At 71.2% G+C, this 15825-nt stretch carries 14 protein-coding genes; 3 read left to right on the top strand and 11 right to left on the bottom strand.

Annotation, left to right across the window (positions count from 1 at the left end; all coding sequences use genetic code 11):
* Nucleotides 1-13: 13 nt before the first annotated feature.
* The 4 genes from ACQPXG_RS33130 to ACQPXG_RS33115 all read right to left on the bottom strand — a co-directional run bounded on the left by ACQPXG_RS33130 (nt 14) and on the right by ACQPXG_RS33115 (nt 3400).
* The gene (locus ACQPXG_RS33130) at nt 14-646 is read right to left on the bottom strand and encodes an endonuclease (protein ID WP_433463073.1); all 633 of its coding nucleotides are present in this window, start codon (nt 644-646) and stop codon (nt 14-16) included.
* 72 nt (nt 647-718) lie between these two features.
* On the bottom strand, nt 719-1468 hold the full coding sequence (locus ACQPXG_RS33125) for a ribonuclease HII (protein ID WP_433470089.1): 750 nt from the start codon (nt 1466-1468) through the stop codon (nt 719-721).
* A gap of 109 nt (nt 1469-1577) precedes the next feature.
* Nucleotides 1578-2183: a response regulator gene (locus ACQPXG_RS33120; RefSeq protein ID WP_433463072.1), complete on the bottom strand. Its 606-nt coding sequence runs from the start codon at nt 2181-2183 to the stop codon at nt 1578-1580.
* Nucleotides 2184-2188: 5 nt separating this feature from the next.
* Nucleotides 2189-3400, bottom strand: coding sequence for a sensor histidine kinase (locus ACQPXG_RS33115; RefSeq protein WP_433463071.1), 1212 nt, complete (start codon nt 3398-3400; stop codon nt 2189-2191).
* Between the two features lie 183 nt (nt 3401-3583).
* Between ACQPXG_RS33115 and ACQPXG_RS33110 the strand changes: the two genes are divergently transcribed.
* The 3 genes from ACQPXG_RS33110 to ACQPXG_RS33100 all read left to right on the top strand — a co-directional run bounded on the left by ACQPXG_RS33110 (nt 3584) and on the right by ACQPXG_RS33100 (nt 8039).
* Nucleotides 3584-6136 carry an AAA family ATPase gene (locus ACQPXG_RS33110; protein WP_433463070.1) on the top strand — a complete coding sequence of 851 codons (2553 nt, stop codon included), beginning with the start codon at nt 3584-3586 and terminating at the stop codon, nt 6134-6136.
* 52 nt (nt 6137-6188) lie between these two features.
* Entirely contained in the window at nt 6189-7274 is a 1086-nt protein-coding gene (locus ACQPXG_RS33105; RefSeq protein WP_433463069.1) for a winged helix DNA-binding domain-containing protein, read from the top strand.
* A gap of 69 nt (nt 7275-7343) precedes the next feature.
* Nucleotides 7344-8039, top strand: a complete 696-nt coding sequence (locus ACQPXG_RS33100) for a histidine phosphatase family protein (protein WP_433463068.1) — start codon at nt 7344-7346, stop codon at nt 8037-8039.
* 26 nt (nt 8040-8065) lie between these two features.
* On the opposite strand, the gene ACQPXG_RS33095 is transcribed toward ACQPXG_RS33100, so the two are convergent.
* The 7 genes from ACQPXG_RS33095 to ACQPXG_RS33065 form a co-directional block, all read right to left on the bottom strand.
* Complete coding sequence (locus ACQPXG_RS33095) at nt 8066-8914, bottom strand: biotin-dependent carboxyltransferase family protein (protein ID WP_433463067.1); 849 nt, start codon at nt 8912-8914, stop codon at nt 8066-8068.
* Entirely contained in the window at nt 8911-9525 is a 615-nt protein-coding gene (pxpB, locus tag ACQPXG_RS33090) for a 5-oxoprolinase subunit PxpB (RefSeq protein ID WP_433463066.1), read from the bottom strand. Before pxpB ends, ACQPXG_RS33095 begins: the two co-directional genes overlap by 4 nt.
* A complete protein-coding gene (locus tag ACQPXG_RS33085; protein ID WP_433463065.1) occupies nt 9522-10274 on the bottom strand; it encodes a LamB/YcsF family protein in 753 nt (250 codons plus the stop codon). Before ACQPXG_RS33085 ends, pxpB begins: the two co-directional genes overlap by 4 nt.
* A 29-nt stretch (nt 10275-10303) precedes the next feature.
* On the bottom strand, nt 10304-10672 hold the full coding sequence (locus tag ACQPXG_RS33080) for a hypothetical protein (RefSeq protein WP_433463064.1): 369 nt from the start codon (nt 10670-10672) through the stop codon (nt 10304-10306).
* On the bottom strand, nt 10669-12489 hold the full coding sequence (locus tag ACQPXG_RS33075) for an SseB family protein (protein WP_433463063.1): 1821 nt from the start codon (nt 12487-12489) through the stop codon (nt 10669-10671). Before ACQPXG_RS33075 ends, ACQPXG_RS33080 begins: the two co-directional genes overlap by 4 nt.
* Nucleotides 12490-12552: 63 nt before the next feature.
* A complete protein-coding gene (locus tag ACQPXG_RS33070; protein WP_433463062.1) occupies nt 12553-14025 on the bottom strand; it encodes a TY-Chap domain-containing protein in 1473 nt (490 codons plus the stop codon).
* Between the two features lie 100 nt (nt 14026-14125).
* The gene (locus ACQPXG_RS33065) at nt 14126-15664 is read right to left on the bottom strand and encodes a hypothetical protein (RefSeq protein WP_433470088.1); all 1539 of its coding nucleotides are present in this window, start codon (nt 15662-15664) and stop codon (nt 14126-14128) included.
* Between the last annotated feature and the right edge of the window lie 161 nt (nt 15665-15825).

Here is a 15825-nt window from a genome sequence, read left to right as displayed (position 1 = left end):
GGGTGGCCCGCGGTCACGCGGCCTTCATGTGCTCGGCGAGCTTCTTGTCCCGGGCCACCCGGACGAGCGCCGCCGTCAGCCGGGCCAGATCCTTGTCCGGCACCTGGGAGGCGAGCTTGTCCGTGTCGGTGGGCAGGCCGAGCCGCTCGGCGCCCTTCTTCACCTGGTCGTCGACGTAGGGGCGGAGCCACGGCCAGATGGCCTGGGCCTCACGGCAGAAGATGTCCACGCCGGTGGGGCCGACGCCGGGGAACTCCTGCAGCAGATCCGCCGCCTTCTTGGGGTCTCGCCCCGCATCGATGGCGAGCCGGCGCAGATCGCCCTGGTACTTGTCCTGGACCATCTCCGCCATGTCACCCAGCCGGGATGCGGTGCTCTCGTCGTAGCGGACGTAGTGACCGCGTCCGAGCGCGTCGACGCGTTCCTGCCACGTCAGCTTGGTCATCCCCCGCGCCGTCCCGCCTCCCGCGTCGAACAGTTCGCGGGCGGCGGCGAGTGCGATCTCCGACGAGATGCGCGCGCTCAGCAGGTTGGCCAGGACGAGCAGCTTGAACAGAGCGGCCGGCTGGTCCTTCAGCGGTATGCCGGCCTCCTCGGCGAAGGTTTCACCCGACTCGTGCAGCAGCTTCTTGACGACGGCATCCATGGCATCCACCTCCCTTTGCTGCCGCCTTACCCGGGTCATCGGAGATGACTCCTGGACGCGCGCGGGGCCGGCTCACAGCAGGCTGAGCTGCCCTTCTCCGGCGAGCGGGTCACGGTGCTTCTTCATGTGCCGCCAGCGTGGAAGGCCGTCCAGATAGGACCACGAAAGCCTGTGGTGCGGCGTCGGCCCGTGCTCTTCCAGAGCGTTCTGGTGGACGGGCGACGGGTACCCGGCACTGGCGGCGAACCCGTAACCGGGGAATTCGCCGTCGAGGTCGGCCATGAGCCGGTCACGGTGGACTTTCGCCAAGACGGAGGCGGCCGCGACCGTGACCGACCTCTGGTCCGCCTTGATCTCGCACCGGACCCGCCAGGGCCGGCTGAGGAAATCGTGCTTGCCGTCGAGAATGACCACGTCGGGCCGTACGGGCAGTGACTCCAGAGCGCGGACGGCGGCGCGCTTCAGCGCTTCGGTCATGCCCACTTCGTCGATCTCTTGCGGACTGGACGCGCCGATGGCGTGCCCGGCCAGCCAGCCGGGGAGGATCCCGGCGAACGACTCGCGATGGGCCTGGGTGAGGAGCTTGGAGTCGGTCAGCGCGATCGTCTTCTTCCCGCGTCCCGGCAGGGCCGGAGGCGGGCTCAGGTCGGTGACCGCCGCGCACACCACGACGGGCCCCGCCCAGGCGCCGCGTCCGACCTCGTCCACACCCGCGATCACGACCGGACGGCCGCTCCCGGACGGTGCGGCCCGCAGCTCATCCTCGATCTCGTAGCACGCGGCGCGCTGCGCGCTCTTGGCGGCGGCGGGAGAGGGGACCAACCCGGGGAGGGCACCGGTGGAGTCGGTCAAGAGGTCTCCTTCAGACGGCGGAACGGCCTGCGCGACCGATCGTAGGGCCGCGTCGCCCCGCATGCCCGGAGGCGGCCGTTCACAGCCAGCCGTTGTGGCGCGCGGTGCCCACCGCCTCGATGCGGTTGCGCGCCCCCGTCTTGCCGATCGCGGCGGACAGGTAGTTGCGGACGGTGCTCTCCGAGAGATGCAGCCGCCCGGCGATGTCGGCGATGGTCGCCCCGTCCGCCGCGGCGGTCAGCACGTCCCGTTCCCGCTCGGTCAGCGGGTTCGGCCCCACCGACAGCGCGGCGGTGGCCAGCGCGGGATCCACGACCTGTTCACCCGCCAGGACACGTCGCAGGGCGGCGACCAGGTCTTCGATGGGTCCGTCCTTGACCAGGAACCCGCTCGCACCCGCCTCCATGGCGCGGCGCAGGTATCCGGGGCGCCCGAAGGTGGTGACGATCAGGACCTTGCAGGCGGGCAGCTCCCGGCGCAGGTCGGCGGCGACGTCCAGGCCGCTGCGCCCGGGCATCTCGATGTCGAGCACGGCGACGTCCGGTTCCGTCCGCAGCGCCTCGGACAGGGCCTGTGCACCGTCGCCGACCTGGGCGACGACCTCGACGTCCTCTTCCAGGCCGAGCAGCAGCGCGAGCGCGCCGCGCATCATGCCCTGGTCCTCGGCGAGCAGAACTTTGATCACGTGGCTCATTGTCCACCGGCGTCCAGGGCCGCCGTGACGGGGATGGTGACGGTGAGCAGGAAGCCGCCGTCCGGCGCCGGGCCGGCCTGGACGGTGCCGGCGACCACTTCCATCCGCTCGGAGAGGCCGCGCAGACCATGACCGCCCGATCCGCCGATTCCGCCCTTTCCGGTTCCGTCGTCCTTCACTTCCAGGACGGCGCCGTCATCGTCGCTCCGGAGCGTGATCTCGCAGCGGCCGGCGTCGCTGTGCCGGATGACGTTGGTGACTCCCTCACGCACCGCCCAGCCGAGCAGTGCGTCCGGCTGGGGCGGCAGTGGCGGGCCTGTACGCCGGACGGAGACGTCCACGCCGTTGTCGGCCAGTGCCATCCGGGCGGCGTCCAGCTCTTCGGCCAGCCCGCGGCCGCGGTAGCCGCTGACGGCTTGGCGGACCTCCTCCAGGGCCTTGCGCCCCACGGTCTCGATGTCGGCGGCCTGTTCGGCGGCCACCGCGGGATCGCGTTCGGCGATGCGGCGGACGGCCTGCGCCTTGACCACCATGAGCGACAGCGTGTGGCCGAGCAGGTCGTGCAGGTCACGCGAGAACCGGAGCCGTTCGCGCGCCACGGCCGCGTCGGCGAGCTGCTCCCGGGCGTCGCGCAGCAGCCCGATGACGATGGACAGCCGAAGGAAGACCGCGGTCACGATCCCCGCCGTCACGGTTCCGTACCAGTTGGCGGCCAGGGCGCCGCCGTCCTCCCCGCTCGCCCAGCCGATCAGGGCGCTCAGGGACGAGACCGAGCCGATGCCGATGAGCATGTGCAGCTCCGGTCCCTTCGAGTTGCGGGGCAGGTGTCCCACGACGACCCCGGTGGCGAGCCCGACCAGGGGGAACAGGGTGTACCACCGTCCCTGGAAAACCAGGGCGCCCCAAACCGCGACTCCCGTTTGGGCGACGAGCAACGCGATCGGCAGGCGCATCGGGTAGCGCCCATCGAACGCGGTATGGACGACCGCTGAGTGGAGGGACGCGAACAGGGCGAGAGCCAAGGCCGCAAGCCACAGCGGATGGGTCCGCCCCTGCACCATGTCCCACACCGGCCATACGAGGATGACGAGCCAGAACACGAACACGAGGCCGCCCGGGCCGCGCCTGTCCATCTGCTCCAAGTCCAGGTCGGGAACACGTCGCTTCGGGGTGCCCTTCCAGGAGGTCACTTGCGGCTCCTCGTTCACGGGAACACGGTATGCGCGGGCCGATGCCGGTTGCAGAGCCGAACATCCACTTCTGGACAGTACAAATGACCTGGTCTCGGGAGCGAGGCGCGCCCTGCTCCGCACCAGGCCGGACCGGCGTGACTCAACGAACCGGGCACGGGGAGTCCCGTTCCGGGCGGTCCTGCGCTTTACTCGCTCTTGATGACTTTGTTCGGCAGGTCCCGCTCCCGCCCGGCGAGGGGCGCCGCGGCGCGGGATCTTTTCGAGCGCCTAAGGTGGCGCTACTTCCAGGTCACTCCTGGACTGAGGTTCCTCGGCGCTCTGCTGCTCGCCGCGCTCGTGCTGTCGGCGACCGTAGTGCTGGAGGGGCCGATCCTCGGCGCGGCGGCGTTCACGGTGATCCTGCTGGTCGTCTTTCACCTGATGCTGCGGTCGCCGACGGGGATGGCCGTCGTCGCGGTCATCGTGTCCTGGCTGGCCCTATCGGTGCCCTTGGGCGGGCTCTACCCCGACAAGGGGAACCCGCCGTACTTGAGCCCGGCACTGCTTCTCGGGGTCCTCGCCCTGCCCGTGGCGTTCGTCGCCTTCCGCTTGCGCGGATACGCGCCGTGGCGCACGGCCCTCCTGGCCTTGGCGGCAGCAGGGGTGACGTCGGCCGCGACCGTCAATGCGCTTCCGGAGGCGAGCGTGGCGCCGGGCTGGGCGGCGGCACTGGCCGTTCTCGCCTACCGCTGGGACCGGGCAAGGCGCACGGTCCCAGCAGAGGCCTACGAGACGGGGTGGGTGCAGGAACAGGCGAGCCCGAAGGGGGACGGCATGACGGGGCCGAAGCCCGAACGGCCGGACCGTCCGGCCAAGCCCGACCGGCGTGGCTCCGGTGAAGACGGCGGTACCGGCAACAGCGGTACGGCGGCCGCGCAAGGGACTCATGACCAGCGCGCCACCGCACAGGCCGCAGATGCCGTGGCCGTACCCGAACGCCCGGCGCCACCGGAACGACGGACGGAGGGGGCGCCGGACATCTCGGTGGCGGACGCGCTCGCGGAACTGGAGAACATGATCGGGCTGGAGCCGGTCAAGCGTCAGGTCCGTTCCATCGCCGCATCCATCGAGGCCGCGCACATGCGCGCCGCCGCGGGGGTGCCCACCGAGAAGCCGATGCGGCACTTCGTCTTCGTCGGGCCGTCCGGTACCGGCAAGACCACCGTCGCCCGCGTCCTGGCCAAGATCTTCTATGCGTTCGGGCTGCTGCCGGAGCCCGCTCTGGTCGAGGCGCACCGCGCCGACCTCGTGGGTGAGTTCCTGGGAGCGACGGCCATCAAGACCAATCGGCTCGTCGACTCCGCCCTGGGCGGGGTCCTGTTCATCGACGAGGCGTACAGCCTGGTCAACTCCGCCGAGGGGCAACCCGACCGGTTCGGTGACGAGGCGGTCCAGACGCTCCTCAAGCGTGCCGAGGACGACCGCGACAACCTCGTCATCATCCTTGCGGGATACGACGCGCAGATGGCCGAGCTCCTCGACTCCAACCCTGGGTTGGCCTCTCGGTTCGGCACCCGTGTGCACTTCCCGTCCTACCGTCCCTCGGAGCTGCTGCAGATCGCCGACTATCACACCGGCCTCCGCGAGGACCGTCTCGACGCGGAGGCCCGCGGCAGGCTCGCGGCCCGTTTCGACGAGGTCGAGCGGCGCGGCATCATCGACGACCTGGGTAACGGTCGATTCGTCAGGTCGTTGACCGAGGCGGCGGCGCGCGCGCGGGACGTACGCGTGGTGGAAGCCGTCTCGTCCTCCGGCGAACCAGCCAGACCCACCGCCGCCGACCTGGTCACCGTGCGCGCCGAGGACGTCGAGACCGCCTTCGCCGAGGTCACCGAACGATTCCGCGGCTACACCGAGACCCCCACCCTGGACGAGGCGCTCGCCTCGCTCGACATGATGATCGGCCTGGAGCCGGTGAAGCGGCAGGTCCGGGAGATCGCGGCCCAGTTGCAGGTGGCGAGGATGCGGCACGAGCAGGGCCTGGTCACCCGGCCCCCGACCCGCCACTTCGTCTTCACGGGGCCGCCCGGCACCGGCAAGACCACCGTCGCGCGGGTTCTCGGCCGCATCTTCGCCGCGGTGGGCCTGCTCGCCCGTCCGGAGGTGGTCGAGGCGCAGCGCGCCGACCTCGTCGGTGAGCATCTGGGGGCCACCGCCCTGAAGACGAACAAGGTCGTCGACTCGGCCTTGGGCGGTGTCCTTTTCGTCGACGAGGCGTACGCGCTGAGCAACGCGGGTTATTCGGGCGGTGACGCCTTCGGTGCGGAGGCCGTGCAGACGCTGCTCAAGCGTGCCGAGGACGACCGAGACCGCCTCGTCATCATCCTGGCCGGATACGACGCCGATATGGGCCGCTTCCTGTCGTCCAACCCTGGGCTCGCCTCCCGCTTCGACGTGCGCGTGGACTTCCCGTCCTATGGGCCGGACGAACTGCTCCGCATCGCGCAGCTCATCGCCGAGCAGGGCGGCGACCAATGGGAGGAACGCGCCCTCGACGACCTCGCCCTGGTGTTCCAGCGCGCCTGCGGGACCGGCCGGATCGACGAACTGGGCAACGGACGCTTCGCCCGCTCCATGTACGAGAAGGCGTGCGCATGCCGCGCCCTCCGGGCGGCGCGGCTCGGCTCCGCGGCGACCGCCGCCGACCTGACGCTCCTCACCACCGACGACGTCCGCGACGCCTTCAACGACCTGGCCCACCGCCTCGCCTGACCGCCGTTCACCCGCGGGCCTCGGTGTCGGCGGGCTGCGATGTAATCGGGACATGTCTTCGGTGACGTGGGATCAGGTGCTCGCCTGGCGGATGCGGCGGCAGTTCGTCGAGACGGCGGAGGACGCGTCCCCGCTGGAGATCGCCCGGAGACTCGCGGGTGTGCAGGCGCAGGTCGCGTCCGCGGCCGAGTTCGCCGTCGCGGTGCGTCAGCGGACTCCTGCGGCCGGTGCGGTCGCACGGGCGCTGCTGGATGAAAGGACGCTCGTCAAGACCTGGGCGGCGCGAGGCACCCTGCATCTTCTCCCCTCGGACGAGGCCGCCGCCCATCTCGTGTTGTGCTCGGCCGTCCGCAACTGGGAGAAGCCGAGCTGGCAGCGGAGTTTCGGTGCCACACCGGCAGACCTGGAGGCGATCGCCGCGGCCGCCTCCGACGCGCTGTCGGGCGGCGCCGCGCTCACCCGCGAGGAACTCGCCCAAGCCGTGGTCGACGAGACGGGCTCGCAGCATCTCGCCGAGGTGCTCGGCTCCGGCTGGGGGACGCTCCTCAAGCCGCTCGCGTGGTGGGGCGTGCTCTGCTACGGACCGTCTCAAGGAACCAGGGTCACCTTCACCTCACCGGCGCACTGGCTGCCAGGCTGGACGGGCTTGCCGTCCATGGAGAACGCCGCCCGCACCGTCATCCACGGATACCTCGGCGCCCACGGTCCGGCGACCCCGGACATGTTCGACAACTGGTTGATGCGCAAGCAGAACCGGAAGGGGGACGTCAAAGCGTGGTTCGCGGCTGCTGAGGATGGGTTGGCCACCGTCGAGGTCGAAGGCGTGCCCATGTACGTCTTGGAAGAGCACAGGGACGAGTTGCTCGACACTGAGCCGACCACGTCCGTCCGGCTGCTCGGTGCGTTCGACCAGTACGTGCTAGGAGCGGGGACCGGCGCGACCTATCTGGTACCCGCCGTGCACAGGAGCCAGGTGAGCCGGGCAGCGGGTTGGATCTCACCTGTCGTCCTCCACCAGGGACGGGTGGCCGGCATTTGGGAATCCAAAGACGGCGATCTGGCGGTGACCGTGTTCGAGGACGTTCCCGCCGGTCCGCTCAAGGACGAGGTGAACCGGCTGAGGCCGTTGCTGTCCTGATACACGGCGCTGCTCATGGCGGGCCCCCGGTGAAGCCTCGCTATCGAATCGTCGTCTAGGGTGCCTAGCGTGGACGAGCGTGACGAGCCGACCGAGTACAGGCAGACGCGGTACAGGCCGCCGGACGGCGCCACCGAACTGCTCCTGATCAGGCACGGCGCCTCCGCCCCTGCCCGCCCTGGCCGGCCGTTCCCGCTCGTTGACGGCCATGGCGACCCCGAACTCGCGCCAGAAGGACGCGAACAGGCCGAACGCGTCGGTGAGCGCCTTGCCGAGGAGAACCTGGACGCCGTCTACGTGACGCCCCTGCGCCGCACAGTGGAGACAGCGAAGCCGCTGGCCCGCCGCCTCGGACTGGAGCCACGCGTCGAGGCCGGCCTGCGCGAGGTCCATCTCGGCGAATGGGAGGGCGGACTGTTCCGCAAGATGGTCGCCGAGAACGATCCGGTCGCCCAGCGGATGTTCGCCGAGGAGCGCTGGGACGTCATTCCGGGAGCGGAGAAAGGTGAGGCGTTCGCCGGGCGCGTCGAGGAGAGCCTCACCCGGCTGGCGGCGGCCCACGCGGGCGGCCGGATCGCGGTGTTCACACATGGCGGGGTGATCGCGCAGGCGCTCGCGTCCGCCACGGGCGCCAGGCCGTTCGCGTTCCTCGCCCCGGACAACGGGTCGATCTCGCGGCTCGTCAGGCTCGGCGACCTGTCGTCGATCCGCGGGTTCAACGATGTCTCGCACCTGGACCGGTCCGCGCCTACGCCGTTGACATAGGCGCCGTTGAGCCGGGGGCCGCTCACCTAGAGACGGAAGCGGAGCATCTGCCCGGGGCGCAGTTGCGCCGCATCGGCCACCGCGGTGGGGTCGAGCACCGCGACCACCGGGTAGCCGCCGGTCGTCGGATGGTCGGCCAGGAAGATGATGGGCAGCCCGCTGGGCGGCACTTGAAGAGAACCCGTGACCATGCCTTCGCTGCCCAGTTCGCCCTCGCGCGCGCGGGCGAGGGGCGGCCCGTTCAACCGCACGCCTACGCGGTTGCTGTCCGTCGACACCTCGTACCGCGTGGACGTGAGCGTGGCCATCGCTTCGTCGGTGAACCAGTCGTCGCGAGGGCCGGCCACGATGCGCAGGACCGGTGTCTCCGGCATGGGTGATGTGGGCGCGATGTCGACGGTGATGTCATCAAGCCCTTTGGCGGAACCGACCGGTAGACGGTCGCACGCCGCCAGTGGTGCCGGGCCCAGGCCGGACAAGAGATCGGTCGAGCGGCTCCCAAGAACCGCATCGACCGTGACGCCACCTCGGACGGCGAGATAGGTTCGAAGCCCAGAGCGGGGCGTGCCGACGTCGACGACGCCACCGGCCGCCACATAGCAGGGCGCGTGCGTCCCGAATGCGCGGCCATCGACGCTGAACGGCGCCGGGGCTCCGGCCACCGCGATCCAAGCAGGTTCGTGAAAACGCAGCGTCGCGCCGCCGAAGGTGAGTTCCACGCCTGCCACGCCCTCGGGATTGCCCACGAGCCGGTTGGCCAGCCGGAGCGCGCGCTCGTCGGCGGCCCCGGAACGCGGCACGCCGAGATGGGCGTGACCGGGCCTGCCGAGATCCTGGACGGTCGCCAGCGGCCCGGGCCTGACGACCTCGATCAAGAACGCCCCCCGGGGACGAACCGCACGCGCATGCCCGGCCGGAGCAGGGACGGCGGGTCGCGCGTCACGTCCCACAGCGGCAGCCCGCTGTGCCCGAGCAGCCGCCAGCCGCCGGGCGACCGGGACGGGTACACGGCCGCGTACGGCCCCGCTATCGCGACCGAACCGGCCGGAACGGCCGTGCGGGGCGACTCCCGCCGGGCCACGTGCAACGCCGGGTCCAGTCCCGACAGGTAGCCGAAGCCAGGGGAGAACCCCAGATAGGCGACCGTGTACGAGGCCGCGGAATGCCGCCGGACGACCTCGTCGCGGGACAGCCCGGTGAGGGCCGCGACCTCGTCGAGGTCCTCGCCGTCGTAGACGACCGGTATCTCCACCGGGTCCACGTCGCCCTCCGCGTCGCCGGGCAGTCGCAACTTCGGGATCCGCGCGGCGAGCCGGTCGAGGTCGGCCGAGGGGTCCGCGACCACGAGGACGGTCTGCTCCCCAGGGACGACGTCCACCACACCGTGCGGCCGGGCGTTCCGCAGGGCGGCGTTCAGCCGGTGCGCCGTCGCCAGGTCGCCGGTCTCCACGAGTAAGGCCGCGCCACCGGCTCGCAGCACTCTCACGCGAACGGCTCCAGCGAGACCCCCGCTTCGGACATGGCCGAACGGACGGACCGGGCCAGCGCGACCGCACCCGGGGTGTCGCCGTGCACGCACATGGACCGGGCCTTCAACGCGACCTCAGCGCCGTCCACGGCCACGACGGTGCCGCCCACGGCCATCCGGACGGCGCGCTGCACGACGGCCTTCTGATCGTGGACGACGGCCCCCGGCTCACGGCGGGACACGAGCCCGCCGGACGGTGTGTAGGCCCGGTCGGCGAAGCACTCTGCCACCACGGTCAGCCCATCGGCGACGTCATGCACCGCGGACGTGGGAAGCGTCAGCAGCGGCAGCGACGGGTCGTACGCACGCACCGCGTCGGCCACCGCACGGGCTTGCACAGGGTCGCGAGAGATCCTGTTGTAGAGCGCGCCATGTGGCTTGACGTACGCCACGCGCCCGCCTTCCGTGCGGGCGATGCCGTCCAGCGCCGCGAGCTGGTAGAGGACCTCGGCGGTGAGTTCCGGCGCGGCGACGTCCATCTCGCGGCGTCCGAAACCGGCCAGATCCCGGTACGACACCTGAGCGCCGATGGTCACGCCGCGCTCGACGGCGGCCGCGCACACCCGGCGCATGATCAGCGGATCGCCCGCGTGGAACCCGCACGCCACGTTCGCGCTCGTGATGACGTCGAGCAGCGCCACGTCGTCGCCGAGCTCCCAGATGCCGAACCCCTCGCCGAGGTCGGCGTTGATGTCCATGACCGCCATGCCCAAGACCTACCACCGATCCGCGTGCCTCAGACGGTCTCCTCGTGCAGGTCCTCGACTTCATGGCCGGACGCCCACGCCTGGTACACGCCGCGGTCGAACGATTCCAGCCCGAGCCGCTCCGCCACGGGAGCCTTCCCGCCGCTGTACTCCACCCGCAGCCAGCCTTCGTGCTCACCGAGGACCACGAACGGCTCGCCACGCCACATGCAGTGCGTGGTGACGTACTGGAGATGGTCGACGTCGGACAGCGGCACCACCTGGACGTACCGGTCCGGGGCTATCTGCCGGAACCCGGTGGCTTGTTGCGCGACGTAGAGCCGCACAAGGTCACCGTCCGGGCTCGCCTCGTACTCGCTGCCCCGCCAGCCCGCGTAGAACCCGTGCCGGATGCTCATGCGCGTCCTCCCGGCAGCTTCACGAGCCACCTGCGCAGGTCGGCGTCGTACTGGGCCGCCAGGCTCTCCGTGCCGCGGGCGTCGAGCCGGTACATCTCCGCCCCGTGCGGCAGCCGCTGGCTCTCGATCTTGAACTCGGGAATGGCGGGCCCGTCGCCGGGCGCGTACCCCGACCCGGGGAACGGCGCCTTCTCGATCACCCAGCCGCCGGGGATGATGCCCATGCTCCACTCGTCGATACCGCCGAGCGGACGCCGGAACAGAGCGGGCTTCACCGCCGGCCAGCGGAGCATGAAGAGCCGCTCGTCCGCGGGGGAGAAGGGCGACCCTTCGTACACCAGCCCCAGCGCCCGGATCAGCGCCGCCGGGGACCTGATCTCTTGCACATCCTGTAACCGGTGCACGTAGCCGGCGACAAGGTCATAGCCGCCCTCCAGATAGTGCTGCACGTGTTCCGGTCGCACGACCTTCTGCATCACCATGACCTGGGACGTGTCGTCGGTTTGTGCGGCGGTCGGGATGGGCTGACGCTGGCCGTAGAGCGGCGCCACTGGCAGGCCGTTGGGATCGCTTGGCGTCTCGCGGGACGGATTGGGCGGCGTGTACACCGGCAACCCCTGCGGGTCCGCAGGGGTCTCCCTGGTCGCGGGCACCTCGGGACGGGAGTGCGGCGGCGGCGCCGGGGACTCCTGAGCGGGAGCCGGCCGGCGCGGCGCGGACGGGGCTGTGGGCGCCCGTGACGGCGCGGGGGCGGCGGGGGGTGGCTCGGGGTTGGGCGGCGGCGGTTCGGGTCTCTGTGGCGCCTTGGGGGCGCGCCGCGCTTCGGGTGCGTCGCCTCGGGCCGTCCGGGTGCCGCGGGTCCCGGCGCGAGACGTGCGCGGGGTGCGCGACGACGGGGTGTGCGACGGGCCGGCCACCAGGACGTCCGTCGGAGCGGGAGGCTTCGGGGCGGCGGGGGGCCGGGGCGCCTCCGGTTCCAATAGCGCGTTGGCGTCCAGGTAACCCGCGCTCGGAAGGCCGGGATTCACGGCCAGTTGCCACTCCGGATGAGGCCAGTGCCTGGACAGCTCCGCCAGCGATCCCTGCCGGTGGTGGACGGCCTGGCCCTGGAGGGAGCGGTCCATGGCCTCGGGCGAGGTGAACGCCAGGACGAAGGTGCCGCCGCCGAACTGGGCCGTGGCGAACTGGTGCTCGCCGCCCTCCGGGTCGCCGGGTGTCGGCAGGTACAGGACCGCGCGCGCGAGAAGTTCCAGGTAGCCGTGTTGGTCGCCGCGTTCCCGGGCTTCGGTGAGGGCGGTCTCCAGGGTGGACCCGGACGGCCGTGCACGACGTGCCGAGGACCGGGCGGTGCGCCCCTCGTCCTCGGGGACCGCCAGCGGGAGGCCGAGGCCCGGCAGGGCCAGAGGACCACCGTCAGGGCCGGACTTGCTCGCCTGATAGACGAGTTCGAGGGGGGACTCGATGCCGTAGACGTCGCGGAACGCGCCCATCATCTGCCCGGCGAGAAGGGCGCACGACTCAAGGAGCTCGTTGGAGGCGCGGCCACCGCGTTCACGGAAGGTGAGCCGGTCCCACCAGTTCTTGCGCTCTTCCTCGTCCGGCGGTTCCCATCCGAGCGCCCTCAGCCGCCGTTCCTGGCGCGGCGCCAGCGGACGGGGCAGGAACGCGCTGCCGACGGCCTCGGCGTCGAGCACCCCTTCGGACCGCATGGCCTGGACATAGGGGAGACCGCTCGGGCCCTGCACGATGAGGAACGATGTGACCGGCAGCCGTGAAAGCTCCAGAGTCAGCCGTTTGGCGAAGTCGTTCCAGTCCACTCGGGATCCACTTTCACGTCCGCGGGGCGACGATTCGGTACTCGACGGTAGCCGAACGGCGGGTCACTCGGTCCGTGGAGCCGGAACGGCGTCGGCCCCTACCGGCGCCCAGACCCCGCCTATGGCGTCGTAGATCGCAAGGGGGGTCTGGTCCTCTTCGCTGGTCGAGCGCCAGAGCCGGGTGCCGTGCGGTGGCCGCATCGCGACGCCGGCAGGAGGCTCGGCAGGAACGGCTGCCTGGCTCGTCGCCTTGTCGGCGGGCGCAGGCGCGCTGAGAGGGGATGCCGCGACCGGCTCGGGGGCGAGGCTCTCCGGTTCGGGGGCGAGCGTCTCGGGTTCGGCGGCACCGCCTTCGAGCGCCGCCCGCAGGTCGGCCGCCGTGTACGGGTCGATCGCCGTGTGGGAATCGTCGTGCGGACGGTCCGCGCCTGGGCCCGAACCGTTGACCGCGGGAACCGAGCCACCGGCGACCGGGTTCGGCCCGGACAGCGCGGTGGGATCGACCGTCCCGTAGGGGTTGGCGACCTCACGCTCCGCCGCGGGAGCCGTGCCCTGGCCGCCGTGCAGGCGGCTGATGACGGACGAGTCCAGCAGGACTTCGCTCGGCAGGCCCCAGTTGATGGCCAGCTGCCATGCGGGGTCGGGCCAGCTGGACGCGAGCTGCGCGAACGATGTGCGCCGGTACAGGCCCGGGTGCCGGTCACCGGTGCGCGCCAGGGCGCCCGGCGAGGTGAACACGGTCACATAGGTGCCGCTGCCGATCGTGATGGTGGGGAACTCGGCGCGGTCGGGGTCCTCCACGGCGGAGGCGGTCGCCGGGAGCACCAGGTCGGCACTCGCCAGCAGCCTGAAGTAGGTCGTGTTGTCGCCGTTCGCCTTGGCCTCGGCCAGGCGTGGTTCGAGAAGTTCGGCACTCATGCCGGGCGGCTTCTGCTCCAGCGGAGGCAACTGCTCCTGTTTCGGCCTCTGCTCCTCCAGCGCCATGGGAGCGCCCGCAGGGGGAGGGCCGGCCGGGAAGGGGTTCGCCTCCGGCAGCGCACCGCCCGACGACGCGCGCCGCTTGTTCACTCGTGACGGGTCGGCCACGTCGATCCCGAAATCGAGCAGCTCTATGAGGCCGGTACCGTGCCGGTGGAACGACTCGTACACCAGATCGGACGGGCGCCGGACGCCCTGGACGTCGCGCAGCGCCGTGACCATGACGTCCGCCAGTCGCGAGTAGTCCCCGCCGGTGACGCTCAGCATCCCGCCGGGCATGCCCGCCTCCGGCAACTCCGTCCACCAGTTGCGCGGAGAGGGCTCGGCGGGCGGGCGCCAGCCCGCGTCGCTCATGACCTCCTCGTCGGCCAGGGTGAGCAGAAGCGGTCCTTCGAGGAAGTTGTTGCTGACCGCCTCGGCGTAGAGCCGGTCGGGCTCGCGCATGGCCTGGACGTAGTGACGGCTCTCATCGCGTTCGCGCACGATGAGGATCGTGTCCCGTTCGAGACCCGCCAGCTCACGTCCCAGCCGCCGGGCGAACTCGGACCACTCCAACAAGATCACTCCCTACGACCGGGGGCCCGCCCCCCGGGCCCCCGCGAGACCATGCCCGGGAACCGATGATTGTCGCCGGGAGCGCCGCGCGCAAACCGGGAGTTCACTCGGGCGGTGGTTCGTGACGAAGCACACGCAGGGCCTCTCGGAGCGCCTCCGGATCGTCCCCGGAACGGTCGAGGACGTCGATGATTTTGTGCAGGATCTCGTGCCGTTCATAGCCGACGTCCAGCAGGGACTGGGCGGTGTCCCACAGCTGCGGAGGGTCGCCGTTCCACAGCCTCTCCGTGAGGCGTTCGTGCGCGTCAAGGTGCTCTTCGTCTGCGCCGGGGTGCTCGAACTCCAGGATGACGCGGCGGTCGCCGGGGTCGGAGGGATCGAGCGTCGACAGGTTGACGAAGCCGTGCCGTCCCGAGCGCCTGTGCGTGCCCGACAGGAACGGCAGGGCGAACGCGCGCCGGGGCAGGGCTTCCAGGTCGCCGTCGGGCAGCAGCCGGTCGACCAGTTCACGGTCGAGGCCGAATGCGGACGGGTCCCGATAGGCCTCGGCGAACTTCGCGGTGGCGTCCCAGAGGGCGTCGAGCGTCGCCCTGATGCCCTCCTCGGGCAGCCCCGTGCGCTTGCCGGCCCATCGCACCCATGCGGCCAGGACGTGGGGGACGGCCTCTTGTTCCGATGGGGAGAGGAGGACCTTTCGCGGCAGCCAGTCGAGGAGGAACATCTCGCACTTGATCGGGCTGACCCGCAACGGCCGGCCGAAGTCGTGGACGCAGCCGTAGTCGATGATCCGGTCCACGCAGCGGCTCGCGGCGGACAGGTCCGACAGCTCCTCCGCCTCGTCCGAGGCGAGGAACCGGGCCGCGATCGTGGCGCGCCTGTCGCGCCCGTACACCGGCGGCTGGGGCAGCCGGCCGCCCGGCGGAAGGATGTCCACACGCGCGCGGACGAACGCGTGGTAAGAGCCGAAGTTCTCGTTCACCGGCGGGTCGTCGGTGTCGTCGGTGAGATCGAGGGCGCTCTGCAGCAAGGCTTTCGTATCGCGCGGGTCGAGCGTCTCGAACCGCATCAGCGGGTTGTCCCGGCCCTCCCGGCGGCAGTGGTCGAGCAGCTTGTCGACCCGGGAGGAGACCCACGCGTCCCTGACCATCCCGCTCGTCGGAGGCCGTCCCGCACGTGCGGCGGGGGCGAACGGGCCGCCGGGCGGCTGGACGGCGCCGGCCTTGTTGCGATCGACCAGGATGACGAGGGCGTGTCTTTCGGTGCCGCCGTAGGTGTAGGTGCAGACGATGGAGTCCTGGTCGCCGTAGACGTCCCTTGAGGCGAAGCACGCCTCCGGTTCGACCATGCCCACGCGGTCGGCCCACCCCGGCCGGGCGACACCCTCGCTCATCAGCTCCAGTGCCGCGCGTTCGGCCTTGGCCGCCTGGCGCGGGGTGCCCATGTAGGCGACGCCGGTGAGCAGCGCCAGCGCGGCCGGAGTACCGGCGGCCGCGGCGTAGTCGACCAGGGCCTCGCCGATGACCTCCTCCACGTCGCCGTCAGGTATGCGCTGCCCCCACCAGGAGCCGAGGATTTCGCTGACGATGAGTTCCGCATCCAGGGGGCTGCGCACGGCGAGCAGCTCGCGGGCGTGCCTGAGCATGCCGTCGAAAATCGCCGAGACCTCGTCCGCGGGTTTGGGTCCGTCCCGGGCCGGGTCCCCGGAGGAGCGGCTGCGGCTGCGGGGACTCACCCTTCCACCCTCTCAGATCCGGCGCGGACGGTGTCCAGGACACGGCCGAAGACCGGAATGGGTCGCCGCTA

It is taken from the genome of Spirillospora sp. CA-128828 (assembly GCF_050945415.1).
Taxonomy (GTDB): Bacteria; Actinomycetota; Actinomycetes; order Streptosporangiales; family Streptosporangiaceae; genus Spirillospora.
The sequence above is the reverse complement of the archived record's forward strand: the minus strand, read 5'-3'. Positions and strand labels throughout refer to the sequence as shown.